This is a genomic window from Rhodococcus sp. GA1 (assembly GCF_024321955.1).
Lineage (GTDB): Bacteria > Actinomycetota > Actinomycetes > Mycobacteriales > Mycobacteriaceae > Rhodococcus > Rhodococcus pyridinivorans.
This window is the reverse complement of the sequence record NZ_CP097186.1, coordinates 2,765,789-2,782,336: the sequence shown is the minus strand read 5'-3', so window position 1 is coordinate 2,782,336 and position 16,548 is coordinate 2,765,789. Positions and strand designations below refer to the sequence as shown.

Genomic DNA, 16,548 nt, shown 5'->3' with positions numbered 1-16,548 from the left:
TTCACTAGTAAAATATCTATGAAATTGTTCGTCCGCTGCCGTTAGACTTGCCACATGCCCTCCGAGACGCCCCAGCCCGATTACGTCGATCGCGTACGTCTCGGATGGACCGCCCACTACCCCGGCCTCGACCTGCGCCCCATCGACGTGATCGGTCGCATCACCCGCATCGGGTCGCTCGCGCTCACCTACTTCGATCGGGAACTCGAACCGAGCGGCATCAGCCGCAGCGAGTTCGAGGTACTCAGCGCGCTCGCCCGCAGCGACCACCCGTTACGCGCCAGCGAGGTCACCTCGATCACGGGGATCTCCGGTGCGTCGACGACGAAGCACACCGAGCGACTCGCCAAACTCGGTCTCGTCGAACGCACACGACTCGAACGCGACGGCCGCGTCGTCCTCCTCACCCTCACCGACGACGGGCGCGCACTCGTCGAGAAGGAGTTCCCGCGACGCCTGGCACGCGAGCGGCAGATGCTCGACGGACTCGACGACGACGAGGTTCAGGTCCTGTCCGACCTGTTGCGCAAGGTCGTCCGCAACGTCGAGAACCACTATCCGGCCTGATCCCCCGAACAGGTCAGGGCATCTCCTGCGTCTCGGCCCGTTCGATCTCGCTCACGGCGCGGCGCAGATACGCCTCGGGAGCCACGCGGCGCGCAGCGACGAGATCGGCGACGACGAGCAGGCCCGCGGCCAGATACTGCTCGGGACGGATCTTCGGGCGTTCGGCGTCGGAATCGGACACTCCGAGCGCACCCGTGAGCACAGCAACAACGGCTTCGGGTTCGAGCGATGGCAGCCATCGCAGTCCGGAACGGACGGAGCGTTCGAGCACGGCCTGCACGTCCTCACCGGCGAGACCGTCGGGATGCAGTTCCTCGAGCAACTCCCGGACCATGCCCGCGTGCACGGCCGTGACCTGCTCGTAGGGCAGGTCGACCAGTACCGCGACCGCCTCGTCGAAGGGCTCGGCCGACTCGCTGCGGGCAGCGGCGAGCGCATCGGCGGTGGCCGTCGCGATCTCCCGCGGCGTTCTCGGCCAGTGGTCGGGCCACACAGCGATCTCCTGTCCTTCCTCCGGACGCCCGGTCACAGGCGTTCCTGCAACGCGAGCGCGTCGTGCGGTGCACAGCCTTTCATGTCGTTGTCGAAGTACACGTAGACGTCCCGGCCGTCGCCCAGCCATCCGCGGATCCGCTCGGCCCACACGTCGAGAACGTCGGGGGTGTACCCGCTCGCATACAGCTCCTTGTCGCCGTGCATCCGCACGTAGACGAAATCGCTCGTGACGTCGGTGAGGAACGGGAACTTTCCGGCCGTGTCGGCGACGACGAGCCCGATGTCGTGCGCGCGCAGCAACTCCACGGCCTGCGGGCTCGCGAGGTCGGGATGCCGCACCTCGACGGCGTGCCGCAGCGGACGCTCGGCGTCCACCTCCACCCACACCCGATCGTCGGCGAGTTTGTCGGTGTGCCGGCGGGCGAGTTCGCCGGCGGCCATCGTCGTGCGGGGCAACCGGGTGAAGAAGTCCGCGAACCTGTCCTCCTCGAAACCGAGGGTCGGCGGGAGCTGCCACAGCACCGGACCGAGTTTCGGGCCGAGCGCGAGCACACCGGAGGCGAAAAAGTTGGCGAGGGCGTCGTCGACACCCGCGAGCCGTTTCATGTGGGTGACGAACCGCCCGCCCTTGACGGCGTAGACGAAGTCGTCGGGTGCGGCGTCCCGCCACGCGAGATAGCTGCTCGGGCGCTGCAGCGAATAGAACGAGCCGTTGATCTCGATCGATCCGAACCGCTGGGCGGCGTACTCGAGTTCCCGGCGTTGGACGAGTCCTTCCGGATAGAAGTCTCCGCGCCAGCCCGGATAGCGCCATCCCGATATCCCGATCCTCGCCCCGGCCACGTTTCCGAGCGTAACCTCGGCTTCGATTCGGCACGCGAAACAGCACGACCGCGCTTATCCTCTGGGCTACAAGATCACATCACACGCCAGGAGCCGTCATGTCCACGAGCTCGGTTTCTTCCAACGATCCGTTCCGATCATTACTGAAGCAGATCTGGTGGGTGGTGCTGCTGCGCGGCATCCTCGCGGTCCTCTTCGGTGTCGTCGCACTCGTCTGGCCCGGCATCACCGTGTGGGCGCTGGTGGTCGTCTTCGCGGCCTACGCGATCATCGACGGCATCGTACTGGTCGTCCAGTCGGTCCGTGACAAGCCCGAGGGCTGGGGCTGGTGGCTCGCCATGGGCGTCGTCTCCGTCCTCGCCGGCCTCGTCGCACTGTTCTGGCCCGGCATCACCGCACTCGCACTGCTGTACGTGATCGCGTTCTACGCCATCCTGTTCGGCATCACCGGCATCGTCGGCGGCATCCGTTTCCGGAAGGTCCCCGAGTCCGGATGGGTGTGGTCGGTGCTCGCCGGCGTCGTCGCCGTCCTGTTCGGCATCGTGCTGCTGATCTTCCCCGGCGAGGGCATCCTGAGCCTGATCGTCCTGCTCGGCATCTACGCGATCCTGTTCGGCGTGCTGCTCATCATCCTGGCGTTCCAGGCACGCAGTACGGCGAAGAAGGCCGGCGTCATCTGACCACCGGCCTTTTCCCCGATCGATCTCAGGCGTTGCGCAGGCGACCCCACGCGTGCCAGCGGTCGATCTCGATCCACGCGTTGACGCGCTTGCCGTCGCGCGCGTGGTACGGCTCGCCCGTGTAGTGGCGAGCGATCCGGTCGATGTCCTCCAGGGACGGATCGTCGGTGAATTCGACGACCCGCCCCTGGAGGCTCACGTGCGTGATCCAGTCCTGCGGATCCATCGCCGACAGGCTCACCCGCGGATCGTTCCGCAGGTAGTCGAGGCGCTTACGGGTGGAGTCCATGTTGACGAGGATGCGGCCGTCCTCGTAGACGTACCAGGTCGGAACGGACACCGGATGACCGTCCGGGCGCAGAGAGCTGATCGTGGCGTAGTTGGGCTGGGTGAGGAATTCTGCGACGGCCCCGGGCACGGGTCGTTTCGGCACGGCACTCCCTTTCGATGCGGTGGATGGATCTCGATATCGAGACTAGGCCGCGATTCCCGGCGAAACCGTCCCGGGTGACGAGGGGAGGACCGACCATGGAGGTCGGGATCCTCGAAAGGAGACGATCATGCCGCGATATCTCTGGCAGGTGAACTACACCGCGGACGGCGCACGCGGGTTGCTCACGGACGGCGGTACGTCCCGGCGCGACGCCATCGTCCGGATGGTCGAAAGTGTGGGCGGGACGGTCGATTCGGTGCACTTCGCGCTCGGTGGTCACGATCTGTACGTGCTCGGCGAGGTGCCCGACGAGATCGCGGCCGCGACACTCGAACTCCGCACCATCGCCTCCGGCGCCGCGCGCTCCACGCCGATCGCCCTGCTCACCCCCGAACAGGTCGACGAGGCCGCGCGCCGCGACGCGAGTTACCGGACGCCGGGGAGTCAGGACGGCTGACCGCTCGCCTCCCGCGACGCACTGCTGGGTATCGTCTGCTCATCCTGTTGCTTTCTCGAAGAAAGTGAATTCGTGATGAGTGTGCGCCCGGCCCAGCGCAGTGACCACCGACCGGCCCGCATCCACCCGGCATGGTGGGTCGCCGCGGTGGCCTTCCTCGCGTTGTTCGGCGCCGCCGGCTTCCGGGCGGCACCCGGCGCGCTCATGGTGCCGCTGCACGACGAGTTCGGCCGGTTCCGCGACCGGCCAGCTGGTGATCCTCCCTCCCGTGGCCGCGCTCGCGGAGAACGTCGGGTGGCGGCAGGCCTCCCTCGTGATCGCCGCGGCGGCGCTCGTCGTCGTCCCGCTGGTGTGGGCGGTGATCCGCGATCATCCCGACGAGCGCGGCGTCCTGCCCTACGGGGCCGACCCCGAGACCTACATCGCGCCGGCACGGGCGACCGGTGGTGCCGTCGGCCGCGCTCTCGAAGGGCTGGTCTTCGCGGTGCGTCACCGGGCGTTCTGGGCCCTCGCGATCGCCTTCGCCATCTGCGGAGCCACCACCAACGGACTCGTCGGCATCCACTTCATCCCGTCGGCCCACGACCACGGCATGCCCACGACCACCGCGGCGAGCCTCATGGCCGCCGTGGGGATCTTCGACATCGTCGGCACCATCGCCTCCGGATGGCTGACCGACAAGTTCGACCCCCGCAAGCTGCTGGCCTTCTACTACACCTTCCGCGGCGTGGGTCTGCTCCTGCTGCCCTGGTTGCTGCAGGAGTCCGTGCACCCCAGCATGATCCTGTTCGTCGTGGTCTACGGCCTGGACTGGGTCGCCACCGTGCCGCCGACTGCGATGCTGTGCCGCCGGATCTTCGGCGACCGCGGAACCATCGTGTTCGGCTGGGTGTTCGCCTCCCACCAGATCGGTGCCGCGGCGGCCGCTTTCGGAGCCGGGGTCATCCGCGACAACCTCGGCACCTACACCTACGCGTGGTGGGCCGGAGCGTCCCTGTGCGCGGTCGCCGCGTCGCTGTCGATTCTCACCAGGGGCCGCGTCGCCACGACCGCACCGATGGGCCGCAACTGAGCGACGCGACCGCGTGCGGATCGTGACGACGCAGGACGCTATCCGGCTCGGAAGTCGCGTTCGCTACCGGCCCACTCGCGGGCCCACTCGCGCAGTTCCACGGCGCGGATCTTCGAGCCGTTGCCCCCGACCGTGGTGGGCATCCGTTCGATGACATGGATCGCCGTGGGCACCTTGAAGGCGGCGAGGGTCTCGCGGCACCAGGCCCGAAGGGTCACCGACGTCGTGTCCGCGGGTGCGTCGTCGGTGGGGACGACGAAACCGATCGCCTCCGTGTAGCCGCCGTCGCCGGTGATGCCGACGACCTTGGCCGTGGCCACGCCGGGATGCTCCGCCAGACGCGTCTCGATCTCGGCGGGGTCGACGAGGAAGCCGCGCAGGCGCAGGACGTCGCCCATCCGGCAGACGTAACGGAAACCCCCCTCGCCGAGGTCGACGGCGAGGTCGCCGCTGCGGAACCAACCGTCGGCCGTGAACGCGCGCGCGGCGGCGTCGGGGTTGCCGAGATAGGCGTCGACGACGTTCGGGCCGCGGAACTGCAGTTCGCCCTGTTCGCCGGCCGGGAGGACCCGATCGTCGTAGGGATCGGCGACCCGCAGTTCGATCGCCGTGTCGACCGCGCGTCCGCCACCGTTCCAACGCACCGATTCCGGATCGTCGGCGTTCCACAGCATCGCGAGGGCGAAGACCTCGGACGAACCGAACACACCGGAGGTGTGGGTGCCGAATTCGTCGCGCAGCCATCGGGCGATCTCGTGGGAGCGGCCGAGGAAGTCGGCGATGCCGACCCAGCGCAATGACGACAGATCGACGCGTTCGCCGTCGTGCCAGGCGTCGTAGAGACGGCCGAACAGGTCGTCGGCGCCCACCGCGTGCGTGACCCCGACCTCCCGCATCCGGCGCAGAACCGCATCCGGATCGAAGACCGTCTCCATGAGCAGCGCTCCCCCACCGGCGAGCGCCGCCATCGCGGTACTGAAACCGAAGACCCCCGAGACCGGGAGCACGCACAGCGCCACGTCGCCCTCGGCGACCTTCATGATCGCGGCGTCGGCGCGTCCGTGACGGACGACCGCGTTGCCGCGATGTGCGGCCAGCTTGGGCACGCCCGTGGAACCGGATGTCGTGAACGCCACCGCGATCCGATCCTCGGGATCGTCGTCGATCCCGGCCGGGGTGAGTGTCGCGGTGTCGGGGGTCTCGGGAGCGCTTGCGCCACGCGTGTCGCCGCTGCCGGCCGTCCACGCGCCTCCGCCGAGATCGAAGTCGGCCGGGGACGCCGAGGGGTTCGCCGGTCCGGGCACCACCGCAACCACCGGGGTGGCCACATCGGGCACGGACGCCGCGGCCTCGGTGAGCCGACCGAACAGGTCGAGTCCGTGGAAGGCGGCCGGCACGGACACGACGGCAGGTCGTGCGGCGGTGAGTATGTGCGCGACCTCACGGGTGTTGTAGCGGGTGTTGACACCGATGACGTGGGCACCGAGCGCGGAGGCCGCGAACTGCCACACGAGTGCGTCGGACCAGTTCGGCAACATCACCGCGATGCACTGGCCGGCGCGCAGGCCGATGCCGTCGAGTTCGCTGCGCACGGCCTCGACCCGGTCGCGGAACTCTCCGCGGCTGCGGGCCACCGCCACGTCGTCGACGATGTCGTAGGCGATCGGGGCATCCGGATTCGCGGCGGCGAGCCCGTCGAGCAGTGCGGGCAGGGTGTCGGTGCGGGTGGTGGTCACAGCGCTGCCTCCTCGGGAACAGCGACCCGGCGCAGTTCACCGATCCAGGTGTCGGCGAGCGCGGCGAAGTCGTCGATCTCCTCCATCGGATAGTGCCCGATACCGGCCAGTGCCGTGAAGCGGGCGCGTCCGGGAAGTGCGTCGTTGATGGTGTCCGCTGCCCGGGCCACGGCGTCGGGGTCGATCCACGGGTCGTCGACGCCGGCGACGAGGTGGATCGGTGCGGTCACCCGGTCGAGGCGGTCGCGCACGTCGTGGGTTCCCCAGCCGATGAGGTCGGACGACGAGATCTCCGGGTCCTCCCGCTTGTGCATGAGCGCGATCGTGTGCGCCTTCACCTCCGGAACCGAACGTCCCACGGATGCAAGAGTTCCCAGATAGGTGCGCTCGGAGCGCGACGGTCCGGCGACGTCCTCGAGTTCGCGGCGCAGACCGGTGACGTTGACGCGGCCCGGGCCGGGCTCGGCTTCCATCGCCACGGCCCCGGACAGCGGACGGTCCGGGCGGGTCGCGAGTTCGAGTGTGAGCTTGCCCCCGATCGAGCAGCCCATGACGAACGGCCGGTCGATCCCGAGCGCGTCGAGCACCTCGCACAACCAGTCGCCGTAGGTGATCAGGCTCGTGACGGGGCCGCCGGGTGCCGGTTCGGAACGTCCGTGGCCGGGCAGGTCGGGGACGACCACCCGGTAGCCGCGGTCGGCGAGATCCCGGGCCGCGTGGCGCCACTGCACGCCGCTCTGGCCCGCAGTGTGGATACACAGGACGGTGGGCAGATCGGTCGCGTCGAGCGCGTTGCCGGATCGTGCGTCGGGAGTGACGATCTCGACGAAGCCGAGCGCTCCGCCGATCTCCAGGTAGCGGGCCTCGATCATGAGCGGGCCTTTCGGGCGAGGGCACGGGCGTGCCCGATGATCGTGTTGAGCGGCTTGGTCAGGCGTAGGTATTCGTATCCGTCTCCGGTGGAGGAGAATTCGCCGCGGATGGCGCGGCGCATGAAGTCGTTCTCCTCGGACAGGACGAGATCGGTCCAGGCGTGGTCGGACGCGACGAAGGTGAACGTCGCGCCGTGCGGGGTGCGCCGGATGACGTCGACGATCCGCCCCTTGTAGATGCGCAGGTGCAGTTCGATCTCGCCGCTGCGCAGTCCGATGGTGCCGTCCCAGGTGGACAGCGAGGAAGTGAAGTCCCGGTCTTCCGAGAGGCTCTCGGCGAGCAGTGCGCCCCAGGCGGGTGTGCAGAAGTCCAGTTCGGGAACCGTCGGCTGTTCGTCGTCGAAGGTCCATGTCTCGGTGCCGGATTCGCGTACCGTGCCGGCCTGGTCCACGAGCCGGACGTAGCGGTGCGCGGTCCGTCCGGACACGCGGGTGATCACGGTGTCCGCCGATACGACGTCCGATGCGGAGACCGGATCGTTTGCGTTCCAGTCGAATCCGGACGGTACGCCACCGGGAACGGACGGGACGAGCGAGGCGACGGCCAGGGCACCGAGGACGGGTGAGTTCGCCGGTGCCACCGTACCGGAGGCGGTCAGGACATCGGCCACGGTGCAGGGTTCCGAGGCGGTGCGGTCCCCGACGGTGAGCGGGCGGGTGACGGTGTGTGCGCTCATGCCTGCTCGGGCCTTCCCAGGAGTTCGTCGGAGATGATGCGCATCTGGATCTCGCTGGTGCCCTCGAAGATCTTCGTCAGACGTGCGTCGCGCCAATGGCGTTCGACCTGGAAGTCGGTGGTGTATCCGGCGCCGCCGTGGATCTGCACGGCCTCACTGGTGACCTGCTCGGCCATCTCGGTGGCGACGAGCTTGCACATCGACGCCTCGAGCGAGCACCGCCGGCCGGTGTCGATGTCGGTGGCGACCGAGTACATCAGCTGGCGTGCGGCCTCGATGTCGGCGGCCATCTTCGCGATCTTGAACCTCAGATGCTGGAAATCGCCGATGGGGCGGCCGAACTGGCGGCGGGTGTGCACGTACTCGATCGAATCCTCGAGCGCGGCGCGGGCGAGGCCGATGGCGCGGGCGGCGGTGTGGGCACGGCCCACCTCGAGGCCGGAGACGGCGAGGTAGAAGCCCTTGCCCTCCTCGCCGAGCATCTTGTCGGCCGGGATGCGGAAGTTGTCGAACGACAGTTCCCAGGTGCTCCACCCGAAGTAGCCGATCTTGCGGACCTTGGTACCCGAGATGCCCTCGGGGAACACGCCGCGTTCCTTCTCGACGAGGAAGGCGCTGATGCCGCGATGCGGCTTGGCCGGGTCCTTGTTCGGGTCGGTGCGGGCGAAGAGCACGAGGTAGTCGGCCTCGTCGGCGTAGGTGCACCACATCTTGGTGCCGTTGACGACCCAGTCGTCGCCGTCGCGCACGGCGCGGCACGAGATGTTCGCGACGTCGGAGCCGGCCTCGGCCTCCGACAGGGCGTACGCGCCGAGGTACTCACCGCGCGCGACCTTGGGCAGCAGTGCCGCCTCCTGCTCGGGGGTGAATCCACCGCCCATGCCGTTGCCGCGGGCGAGCAGACCCGACACGCTCATCCATGCCCGCGACAGTTCCTCGGCCACGAGGCAGTACTCGAAGACGCCGAGCCCGAGACCGCCGTGTTCCTCGGGGATCATGATCCCGAAGAAGCCGATCTCGGCCATCTCCTTCTTGAGGGAGTCGGGGATGGCGCCCTGGACCGGGTCGAGTTCGTTGGCGACGGGCAGCACCTTCGTCATCGCGAAGTCACGGGCGAGGTCGCGGATCGCGAGGCGTTCCTCGGTGAGATAGCGCGGGGAATCGGTGCGCGGCTGCGAGGGGCGGTGGGTCATGGGAGGTGCACTCCTTCGATGGACCGGAGTAGGTCATTAACGCTTGTTCACCCAGTACAGCACGGCACCCATGACCCGTCAACGGTTCAGCGCGAATATCCGACCAGATTGAGCGCGTATCCGGCGAAATCGTCGGCGACCTCCTGTGCCGAGAGGGGTCCGCTCTCCCGGAACCAGAGGGGGATGCCGGCGCACATCGTCAGCACCGCGGTGACCCCTTGATGCACTCGTTCGATCGTGAAAAGTCCCTGCTCCACACCGCCTTCCGCGATATCGACGAAGAGTTGTTCCTGCGCGTCGCGTGAGCCCACCACGCGCTTGCGGTCGAGCGGGCCGAGATACCGCAGTTCCGAATTCGCCACCAGGCAGGCCCGCGGATTCCGCGCGGTGTACAGCGCGTGGGCCGCGACCGCCGCGCGCCACCGCTCGGCCGGATCGTCACCGACCTTGCGCAGCGCGTTGCGGGTCGCCGTGAACTGCTCGTCACTCGCGCGGCGGAGAATTTCCACGAGCAGTTCCGACTTGTTCTCGAAGTGGTTGTAGACGTTGGCAGCGCTGCAACCTGCGGCGTTGGCGATATTGCGCATCGTCGCCCCGTGGAATCCGCACTCGTAGAACTCGTCGAGCGCGGTCTCGAGAATCCGTTCCCGAATGGACGAGGACGCTCCGTTCGACCGGCTGTTCATCCCTGCACAGTAGGCACACATCGCGCCGACCAGCAAGAACCTTCCCGTTGACGGGCATGCGCACGCTTGTTATGGTCCAGCTCACATGAACGGACGTTAATAAAACGCACAACGGAGGATCTGCTGTGTCCAGTCCCCATCCCGGACCGTCCCTGCTCGACCGCATCACCCACCTCGAAGACCTCGAGGCGATCCGGAAGCTCGATGCGCAGTACTGCCGCCACCTCGACGACGGCAACTGGGACGCGCTCATGGAGCTGTTCACCGATGACGGCGAGTTCGACGGCCTGTCCCACCCGCAAGGAAAGGAGGAGATGCGCACCTTCTTCGCGGGACTCGCCGACGGCGGCCTGACCTCCTTCTGGCACTTCATCACGAACCTCGAGATCGACCTCGACGGTGACCGCGCCACCGTGCGCTCGTTCCTGTGGCAGCCGTGCGTCACTGACGGCACCCCCGCGATCGCGGCCGGTCGCTACAACGACGAGGTCGTCAAGGTCGACGGCCGCTGGCTATACAAGGTCAAGCAGGTGCGTTTCCACTTCTTCGGACCGCTCGAGGCCGGGTGGGACGAGAACCTGTTCGCGCTCGACAGCGCCCGCGGCGCGGCGGTGCGGGCATGACCGACACCGTGAACGGCGTCCCCACCTCGTCCCCGGAGGACGAGCTCGTCTGGACGCGGATGCTCCGTCTTCCCGAGATCGCCGAGTTGCGTCGCCGACGCGCCCGCGTGACCAACACGCTCGGTGGCATTACCGTCGTGCTGTTCACGTCCTTCCTCGTCGCCTTCATCGGGTTCCCCGACCAACTCGGCGCCACCGTCGTCCTCGGCATCCCGCTGTCGCTGTGGGTGGTGTTCTCCCAGTTCGCCGGAACCTGGGTGCTGGTCTGGGCGTACTTCCGTCTCTCCCGCACCTACATCGGCCCCGCCGTCGACGACGCCGTGGTGGCCGTCGAACGGAACCGTCCCGCATCCGAGGAGGTCGCATCATGACCGGTGACGCCGATTATCTCGCCATCGCGATCTGCAGCGCCGTCATCTCCCTGACCCTATGGGTGACCTTCGCTGCATCCCGGCGCGCGAAGAGCGCCGACGGATTCTTCGCCGCAGGTCGCTCGATCTCGAGTTGGCAGAACGGATTCGCCATCGCGGGCGAATTCATCTCCGCCGGTAGCTTCCTCGGCACCACCGGTCTGATCTTCTCCAAGGGCGTCGACGGCACCGTCATCCTGTTCACGTCCGTCATCTCGTTCCTGCCGGTGCTGTTCCTCCTCGCGGAGAAGATGCGCAATCTCGGCAAGTACACCCTCGCCGACGTCCTCGTCTTCCGCACCGACTCGCGGAACGTGCGGGTCGCGGTCGCGCTGAGCACGATCGCCACCGGCACCTTCGTGCTGCTCGCCCAGCTCGTCGCCGCGGGTGTGCTCCTCGAATCCGTCTCGGGCATCCCGTTCTGGCTGTCGGTGGTGGTCGCCGGATCGCTCATGGGCATCTACGTCTTCGTGGGGGGCATGCTCGCCACCACCTGGGTGCAGGTCATCAAGTCGACGATCCTGTCGGTGCTCGCGATCATCGTGTGCTTCGGCATCCTGGCGCAGTTCGGGTTCGCATTCCCGAAAGTCCTCGACGCCGCAACCGACAACGCCGTCGCGGGCGACGCGATCCTGTCCCCCGGCCTGATCTTCGGCCAGACCAGCGCGATCAACCTCGTCTCCTACGCGCTCGCGTTCGCCCTGGGCACCGCCGGAATGGCGCACATCCTCATCCGGTTCTTCACCGTCCCCGAGGCCACGACGGCACGTCGCTCGCTCGGCTGGACCGTCGCGCTGTGCAGCCTGTTCTATCTGATCGTCATCGTGATGGGCTTCGGCGCCGCGGCCGTGCTCGGACCGAACGGCACCGATCTCGTCGGGCCCGGTGGCAACCTTGCGGCACCCGTCCTCGTCACCGAACTCGGTGGCGGAGCCGGCACGGTCGGTGGGTCCATCGCGCTCGCACTCGTCGCCGCGGTCGCCTTCGCGTCCATCGTCGCAGTGGTCGCCGGTGTCGTGATCTCCGCGGCCGGCACCTTCGCCCGCGACGTGTGGCCGGCGGTCACGCGGAAGGAACCGATCGAGAATCTCGACGCGGACGAGCAGGCCCGGGAGGACCAGGCCCAGGCCCGCATCGCCCGGTACGGGGCCGTGTCCTTCAGCGTCCTCGCCATCGGCCTGGCCATGCTCATCGGCGACGACACCAACATCACCTTCTTCATGGGCATGGCGTTCATGGTGGCCGGCAGTGCGCATCTGCCCGCTCTCGTGCTGAGTCTGAACTGGCGGCGCTTCAACGCCACCGGCGCGGTCTGGGGTGTGCTCACCGGTCTCGTCTCGACGGTCGTGAGCCTGATGTTCACCGAGGCCCTGTGGATGGGCAGCGGCCCCGCTCCCCTGACCATCCAGCTCCCGGTGATCGTCACCATGCCGCTCGGCATTGCCGCGTGCGTGATCGGATCGATCGTCGGCGAGAAGCGTCGGGGACGAGGCCGCCTCGAGGACGAGAAGTTCGCGGAGATGCTGGTGCGCGCGGAGACCGGCATCGGCGCGGAGGTCGCCGCCACGCACTGATCCGTCAGCGATATTTCGGGTTCGCGACCTTCAGCCGGTTCGCGGCCAACCCCCTGATCACCTCGGCGACCTGCGGGTCGTCGAGGTGATCTCGTCCTGCACGCACACCGAGGGCGAGTTCGGCTTCGGAGCGGTAGCCGAGCCCGGCGAGCCGCACCCGATAGGTCTCCCGCACCGCCGGGGCGAAGAGGGCCTCCCGTGCGGCGATGCCGAGAACGTGCGCCGCCACCCGGCTGCGGTAGCGGGTCTTCGCATCGGCGCCCGCCCCGACCTCCAGGACGAACTCGCGCACTGCCCCGAGCAGCTCCTCGACGGGCGGTGCTCCCAGGAACTGTGGGGTGGCGGGCGGAGTCTCCGTCTCGTCGTGGGGAGGGACGTCGAGCAGGTCCAGCAGGTCGTGTTCGCACTCGGCGACGCGCCGGCCGATGGCGAGCAGTTCGAGGGTGTTGTCGCCTCCCGTCGCCGCTGCGGCGGCCTGCATCCGGCAGATCACCGCCCACCGCAGCGAGCCGTAGACCTCCCACCAGTGGAGGACCTCGGGGTCGGGACTCTCGCCCGATTCGTCGGCGTACCCGCGGAACAGGTCGTCGCGGGAACCGAATCCGCCCACCGGATGCGGCGAACCGAAACGCCAGGTCCGGGTGCACAGCCACCCGAGGTCCTCCATCGGGTCACCGACGTGCGCCAGTTCCCAATCGAGCACCCCGCGCACGCCCTCCGCGTCGACGAGGAGGTTCCCGTTGCGGAAGTCGCCGTGCACGAACGCTTTCCCGGTCGCCGGTGGACGGTTGCGGAGGAGCCAGGCGAACGCGGCCTCGAGCGTCGGCACGGGGTTGCCGTTGGTGAGGTACTCGTCGAACAGGGAGGTCAGCGGGTCGTGTTCGGGCAGGTTCGGTACGGCCTCGATGTCCATGCGGTGGATCCGGGCGAGGATGCGTCCGAGTTCGTAGGGCAGTGCGGCGCGGACCTCGGCCAGATTCTCGTCGCGCAACAACTTCTGCGGCAGTGCCTCGCCGGGCACCTTCGACATCACGAGGTAGGCGCCGATCCCGGGGTGCGGTTCGTCGCCGCTGCGGTCGATCACGTCGGGCACGGGCACGCCGATGCGGGCGGCCTCGTCGAAGGACGCCGCTTCCATTGCGATCCTGCGTGCGTCCTCGCGTCCTGGCGGGTCGCGGCGCAGGATCAACTCCCGGGTGTCGCCGGTGGCCGACACCGCGGTGATCGCCCAGGTCTCGCGGCTCGCACCACCGGTGAGCCGTTCGATGCGCCGCAGCGTCCAACTGCCGTCGAGTACCGACGAAAGACGCTTCGTCAGTTCGTCTTTCAATTCACCGCTGACGCCACCCACCGCGACCTCCCTGTTCGGTTTCCTGCGGTGGATACTCCCACGGTGATCCGCGGTGTGCGAGTACTTCGGCCGTGGAGGGTCAGGCCGCGAACCCCACCGCGCCGATCACCGGGATGATCGTCATGAAGACGATGGCGAGCGCGAACAGCGTGATCGTGATCTTCTTGTCCCAGCGTGATCGCGTCCCCGTCGCGGCGAGCATGAAGAAGACGAACCCCACGCAGATGGATCCGATACCGATGACGACGGGTGTTTCCAGCATGCCTCCATCATCACCCATCGCGGGTCGGCGCTTCGGGGTCGGTCATCTGTCGGCCGCCGGCTGGAACAGTTCGATCGGATTGCCGGCGGGGTCGGCGAGCAGGATCTGACGACCGCCCGGACCGGTCACCACATCGCTTCGGAGTTCTATGCCGGCACCACGCAGGCGAGCGATCTCGGCGTCGAGGTCGTCGACGACGAGGTGGATCCGGTTACGGCCCGGACCGACGAACTCCTCGGGGGTGGCGCGGGCCCCGGAACTCGCCGGCCCGGACAGCAGCAGCCGCAGCGAACCCCTGATCACATCGGCGAAAGCGGGCGCGGGGTGGGTGAGCACGGTGAAGCCGAGATAACGGGTGTAGAAGGCGACGGCCGCGGGCACGTCGTCGACGAGGTATCGGACGCTGACGTATTCGTCGGTAGTGGTCATCGGTTGCTCCTGGTCATGTTGTGACGGCATGGGTTTCGCACAGATATCGGATGCGGGTGTCGATCTCGGCCGCGATGACACGGAAGGCCGGATAGGTCTCTTCGTCGGCACCGCCGGCCGCCGCCGGGTCGGGGATACTCCAGTGGATCCGGCGAGTCTCGCCGTCGAATTCGGGGCATACCTCGCGGGCCTTGTCGCACAAGGTGATCACCGTGCCGAACCGGCGGCCGGCGAGGCTGTCGAGGTGGCGGGGATGTCGGTCGGCGATGTCGATCCCGAATTCTTCTCGCAGCACCCGCACCGTGTTCGGGTGCATGTTCCGTTTCGGGCAGGTGCCTGCGCTGGTCGTGTCGACGGTCCCGCCGGTGCGCTGCCGGAGCAGAGCTTCCGCGATTGCGGAGCGCGCACTGTTGCCTGTGCACACGAACAGCACCGGTGAGGGCGTCTCGGATGTGAACGTCACAGGCGGGCGGTTGCACCCCAACCCCGGATGCAGTGCGGCACCTACGCCGGCCAGCATCTCGGTGCACCGGTCGAGGTCGAGGTGGTAGTAGCTGTCGCGGCCGTCGAAGCTGCTGCGGGAAACCCGCACCAGCCCGCCGTCGCGGAGCAGGCGGAGGTGATAGGAGACGAGGTTCTGCGGCTCCCCGACCAGTGACACCATCTCCCGGACCCGATAGTCGCCGCCGGACAGCGCCGCGAGCAGCTGCCACCGCACCGGGTGGGCGGCCAACTGCACGAAGGCCGGGACAGGTTGACGCACCGACTTCATCACCCGATGATAGCACCAGATACATCAAATCATTTTGATTCAATTTGGATGCGCGCGAAGGAGCCGTGATGTCGGAGACGACAGGGACGGGCACGCCCGAGGGGTTACAACGGCGCCTCGGGGCGGCCGACGCAGTCGTGATCGGCCTCGGATCGATGCTCGGGGCGGGGATCTTCGTGGCCCTGGCGCCCGCAGCCGGAGCTGCGGGGTCGGGCCTGCTGATCGGGCTCGCGGTGGCGGCAATCGTGGCGTACTGCAATGCGTCCTCGTCGGGACGGCTGGCGGCACGGTACCCGGTCTCCGGTGGCACATATGTGTACGGACGCGAACGGCTCGGCGAGTTCTGGGGATATCTGGCAGGCTGGTGTTTCGTGGTCGGCAAGACCGCCTCGTGCGCGGCCATGGCGTTGACCGTCGGCCTCTACATTTGGCCCGAGCAGGCGCACGCGGTTGCGGTCGCCGCGGTCGTGTTGCTCACGGCGGTGAACTATCGCGGTGTCCAGAAGTCGGCACTGGCGACCCGGATCATCGTGGCGATCGTGCTGGCTGTACTCGCCGCGGTGGTTGTCGCAGGGTCTACCTCCGGCTCCACCGAGGTGGCCCGACTCGGGTTCGGCACCGACATCACCGTGGGCGGGGTGCTGCAGGCGGGCGGGTTGTTGTTCTTCGCCTTCGCCGGGTACGCGCGGATCGCCACCCTCGGCGAGGAGGTACGCGAACCGGCGCGCACGATACCGCGCGCGATCTCGATGGCACTGGGCGTCACCCTGCTCGTCTATCTGGCGGTCGCTTCGGTCGCGCTGCTGGTACTGGGCCCTCGCACGCTGGCCGAAGCGACTGCACCGTTGTCGAGTGTGGTGACCGCGGCCGGGGTCGAGTGGTTGGAGCCGGTGGTGCGCGCCGGGGCCGTCGTTGCCGCTCTGGGTTCACTGCTCGCCCTGGTGCTGGGAGTGTCGCGCACCACCTTCGCGATGGCACGGGACCGGCATCTGCCGCACGCGCTGGCCGCGGTGCACCCCCGGTTCGCGGTGCCACATCGAGCCGAACTCGCTGTCGGAGTGATCGTCGCGGTCGTCGCCGCAACCGCAGATGTCCGTGCCGCGATCGGATTCTCGTCGTTCGGGGTGCTGGTCTACTACGCCGTCGCCAACGCCTCCGCCTGGACGCTTCCGGGCGGGCGACGCGGGCGCATCATCGCTTCACTCGGGCTGGCCGGATGCCTGACCCTGGCGTTCACGCTGCCCGGCTCATCGGTGCTCACCGGTACGGCCGTGATCGCAGTGGGCGCGCTGATCTACGCCACACGTCGGCGCTTCAGGTCCCAGCCGGAACCGGTTGAACCGCAACGGTAGATCC

19 protein-coding genes and 1 pseudogene are annotated in these 16,548 nt (G+C 68.1%); 8 read left to right on the top strand and 12 right to left on the bottom strand.

Annotated elements, in window-relative coordinates:
* Positions 1–54 precede the first annotated feature (54 nt).
* The gene (locus tag M3330_RS13190; RefSeq protein WP_006553131.1) at positions 55–567 is read left to right on the top strand and encodes a MarR family winged helix-turn-helix transcriptional regulator; all 513 of its coding nucleotides are present in this window, start codon (positions 55–57) and stop codon (positions 565–567) included.
* A 13-nt stretch (positions 568–580) separates the two neighbouring features.
* Here M3330_RS13190 and M3330_RS13185 read toward each other — a convergent pair whose 3' ends face one another.
* Together M3330_RS13185 and M3330_RS13180 are read right to left on the bottom strand one after the other, a co-directional pair.
* Entirely contained in the window at positions 581–1,096 is a 516-nt protein-coding gene (locus M3330_RS13185) for a hypothetical protein (protein ID WP_006553130.1), read from the bottom strand.
* A complete protein-coding gene (locus M3330_RS13180; RefSeq protein ID WP_024102382.1) occupies positions 1,093–1,905 on the bottom strand; it encodes a DUF72 domain-containing protein in 813 nt (270 codons plus the stop codon). Before M3330_RS13180 ends, M3330_RS13185 begins: the two co-directional genes overlap by 4 nt.
* Positions 1,906–2,003: 98 nt before the next feature.
* Between M3330_RS13180 and M3330_RS13175 the strand changes: the two genes are divergently transcribed.
* Complete coding sequence (locus M3330_RS13175; protein WP_033097483.1) at positions 2,004–2,585, top strand: HdeD family acid-resistance protein; 582 nt, start codon at positions 2,004–2,006, stop codon at positions 2,583–2,585.
* A 25-nt stretch (positions 2,586–2,610) separates the two neighbouring features.
* Here the strand turns inward: M3330_RS13175 and M3330_RS13170 are convergent, their stop codons facing one another.
* Positions 2,611–3,018, bottom strand: a complete 408-nt coding sequence (locus tag M3330_RS13170) for a TIGR03618 family F420-dependent PPOX class oxidoreductase (RefSeq protein ID WP_024102384.1) — start codon at positions 3,016–3,018, stop codon at positions 2,611–2,613.
* 127 nt (positions 3,019–3,145) lie between these two features.
* Here M3330_RS13170 and M3330_RS13165 point away from each other — a divergent pair, with 127 nt between their 5' ends.
* Positions 3,146–3,475 carry a GYD domain-containing protein gene (locus tag M3330_RS13165; RefSeq protein ID WP_006553126.1) on the top strand — a complete coding sequence of 110 codons (330 nt, stop codon included), beginning with the start codon at positions 3,146–3,148 and terminating at the stop codon, positions 3,473–3,475.
* 75 nt (positions 3,476–3,550) lie between these two features.
* A pseudogene (locus tag M3330_RS13160) lies at positions 3,551–4,547 on the top strand (MFS transporter).
* 38 nt (positions 4,548–4,585) lie between these two features.
* Here the strand turns inward: M3330_RS13160 and M3330_RS13155 are convergent.
* From M3330_RS13155 to M3330_RS13135, 5 genes are all read right to left on the bottom strand, one after another.
* Positions 4,586–6,283, bottom strand: a complete 1,698-nt coding sequence (locus M3330_RS13155; protein ID WP_255024916.1) for an AMP-binding protein — start codon at positions 6,281–6,283, stop codon at positions 4,586–4,588.
* Complete coding sequence (locus M3330_RS13150; RefSeq protein ID WP_024102387.1) at positions 6,280–7,155, bottom strand: alpha/beta fold hydrolase; 876 nt, start codon at positions 7,153–7,155, stop codon at positions 6,280–6,282. The genes M3330_RS13155 and M3330_RS13150 overlap by 4 nt, the downstream gene beginning before the upstream one ends.
* The gene (locus M3330_RS13145; protein WP_255024915.1) at positions 7,152–7,892 is read right to left on the bottom strand and encodes a hypothetical protein; all 741 of its coding nucleotides are present in this window, start codon (positions 7,890–7,892) and stop codon (positions 7,152–7,154) included. Before M3330_RS13145 ends, M3330_RS13150 begins: the two co-directional genes overlap by 4 nt.
* Positions 7,889–9,085, bottom strand: coding sequence for an acyl-CoA dehydrogenase family protein (locus M3330_RS13140; RefSeq protein ID WP_006553121.1), 1,197 nt, complete (start codon positions 9,083–9,085; stop codon positions 7,889–7,891). The genes M3330_RS13145 and M3330_RS13140 overlap by 4 nt, the downstream gene beginning before the upstream one ends.
* 86 nt (positions 9,086–9,171) lie before the next feature.
* Positions 9,172–9,771, bottom strand: a complete 600-nt coding sequence (locus M3330_RS13135; RefSeq protein WP_019288842.1) for a TetR family transcriptional regulator — start codon at positions 9,769–9,771, stop codon at positions 9,172–9,174.
* A gap of 125 nt (positions 9,772–9,896) precedes the next feature.
* Between M3330_RS13135 and M3330_RS13130 the strand changes: the two genes are divergently transcribed.
* Genes M3330_RS13130 through M3330_RS13120 form a run of 3 tightly spaced genes read left to right on the top strand, consistent with a single transcriptional unit; the run spans position 9,897 to position 12,378 of the window.
* A complete protein-coding gene (locus M3330_RS13130) occupies positions 9,897–10,394 on the top strand; it encodes a nuclear transport factor 2 family protein (protein ID WP_006553119.1) in 498 nt (165 codons plus the stop codon).
* Positions 10,391–10,765, top strand: a complete 375-nt coding sequence (locus M3330_RS13125; protein WP_006553118.1) for a DUF485 domain-containing protein — start codon at positions 10,391–10,393, stop codon at positions 10,763–10,765. The genes M3330_RS13130 and M3330_RS13125 overlap by 4 nt, the downstream gene beginning before the upstream one ends.
* Positions 10,762–12,378, top strand: a complete 1,617-nt coding sequence (locus M3330_RS13120; RefSeq protein ID WP_016692584.1) for a cation acetate symporter — start codon at positions 10,762–10,764, stop codon at positions 12,376–12,378. Before M3330_RS13125 ends, M3330_RS13120 begins: the two co-directional genes overlap by 4 nt.
* A 4-nt stretch (positions 12,379–12,382) precedes the next feature.
* Here the strand turns inward: M3330_RS13120 and M3330_RS13115 are convergent, their stop codons facing one another.
* From M3330_RS13115 to M3330_RS13100, 4 genes are all read right to left on the bottom strand, one after another.
* Positions 12,383–13,729, bottom strand: a complete 1,347-nt coding sequence (locus tag M3330_RS13115; protein WP_033097489.1) for a phosphotransferase family protein — start codon at positions 13,727–13,729, stop codon at positions 12,383–12,385.
* Between the two features lie 79 nt (positions 13,730–13,808).
* Positions 13,809–13,991 (bottom strand): hypothetical protein, encoded by a 183-nt coding sequence (locus M3330_RS13110; RefSeq protein ID WP_006553115.1) that lies wholly within the window; start codon positions 13,989–13,991, stop codon positions 13,809–13,811.
* 42 nt (positions 13,992–14,033) lie between these two features.
* Positions 14,034–14,420 carry a VOC family protein gene (locus M3330_RS13105; protein ID WP_006553114.1) on the bottom strand — a complete coding sequence of 129 codons (387 nt, stop codon included), beginning with the start codon at positions 14,418–14,420 and terminating at the stop codon, positions 14,034–14,036.
* 13 nt (positions 14,421–14,433) lie between these two features.
* Positions 14,434–15,192, bottom strand: coding sequence for an ArsR family transcriptional regulator (locus M3330_RS13100; protein ID WP_024102393.1), 759 nt, complete (start codon positions 15,190–15,192; stop codon positions 14,434–14,436).
* Positions 15,193–15,260: 68 nt separating this feature from the next.
* Between M3330_RS13100 and M3330_RS13095 the strand changes: the two genes are divergently transcribed.
* Entirely contained in the window at positions 15,261–16,544 is a 1,284-nt protein-coding gene (locus tag M3330_RS13095; protein WP_006553112.1) for an APC family permease, read from the top strand.
* Positions 16,545–16,548 lie beyond the last annotated feature (4 nt).

Coding starts and splice junctions, on each gene's coding strand:
- M3330_RS13190 (WP_006553131.1), top strand. CDS start 55: ATGCCCTCCGAGACGCCCCAGCCCGATTACGTCGATCGCGTACGTCTC.
- M3330_RS13175 (WP_033097483.1), top strand. CDS start 2,004: ATGTCCACGAGCTCGGTTTCTTCCAACGATCCGTTCCGATCATTACTG.
- M3330_RS13165 (WP_006553126.1), top strand. CDS start 3,146: ATGCCGCGATATCTCTGGCAGGTGAACTACACCGCGGACGGCGCACGC.
- M3330_RS13150 (WP_024102387.1), bottom strand. CDS start 7,155: ATGATCGAGGCCCGCTACCTGGAGATCGGCGGAGCGCTCGGCTTCGTC.
- M3330_RS13145 (WP_255024915.1), bottom strand. CDS start 7,892: ATGAGCGCACACACCGTCACCCGCCCGCTCACCGTCGGGGACCGCACC.
- M3330_RS13140 (WP_006553121.1), bottom strand. CDS start 9,085: ATGACCCACCGCCCCTCGCAGCCGCGCACCGATTCCCCGCGCTATCTC.
- M3330_RS13135 (WP_019288842.1), bottom strand. CDS start 9,771: ATGAACAGCCGGTCGAACGGAGCGTCCTCGTCCATTCGGGAACGGATT.
- M3330_RS13125 (WP_006553118.1), top strand. CDS start 10,391: ATGACCGACACCGTGAACGGCGTCCCCACCTCGTCCCCGGAGGACGAG.
- M3330_RS13120 (WP_016692584.1), top strand. CDS start 10,762: ATGACCGGTGACGCCGATTATCTCGCCATCGCGATCTGCAGCGCCGTC.
- M3330_RS13110 (WP_006553115.1), bottom strand. CDS start 13,991: ATGCTGGAAACACCCGTCGTCATCGGTATCGGATCCATCTGCGTGGGG.
- M3330_RS13105 (WP_006553114.1), bottom strand. CDS start 14,420: ATGACCACTACCGACGAATACGTCAGCGTCCGATACCTCGTCGACGAC.
- M3330_RS13100 (WP_024102393.1), bottom strand. CDS start 15,192: ATGAAGTCGGTGCGTCAACCTGTCCCGGCCTTCGTGCAGTTGGCCGCC.
- M3330_RS13095 (WP_006553112.1), top strand. CDS start 15,261: ATGTCGGAGACGACAGGGACGGGCACGCCCGAGGGGTTACAACGGCGC.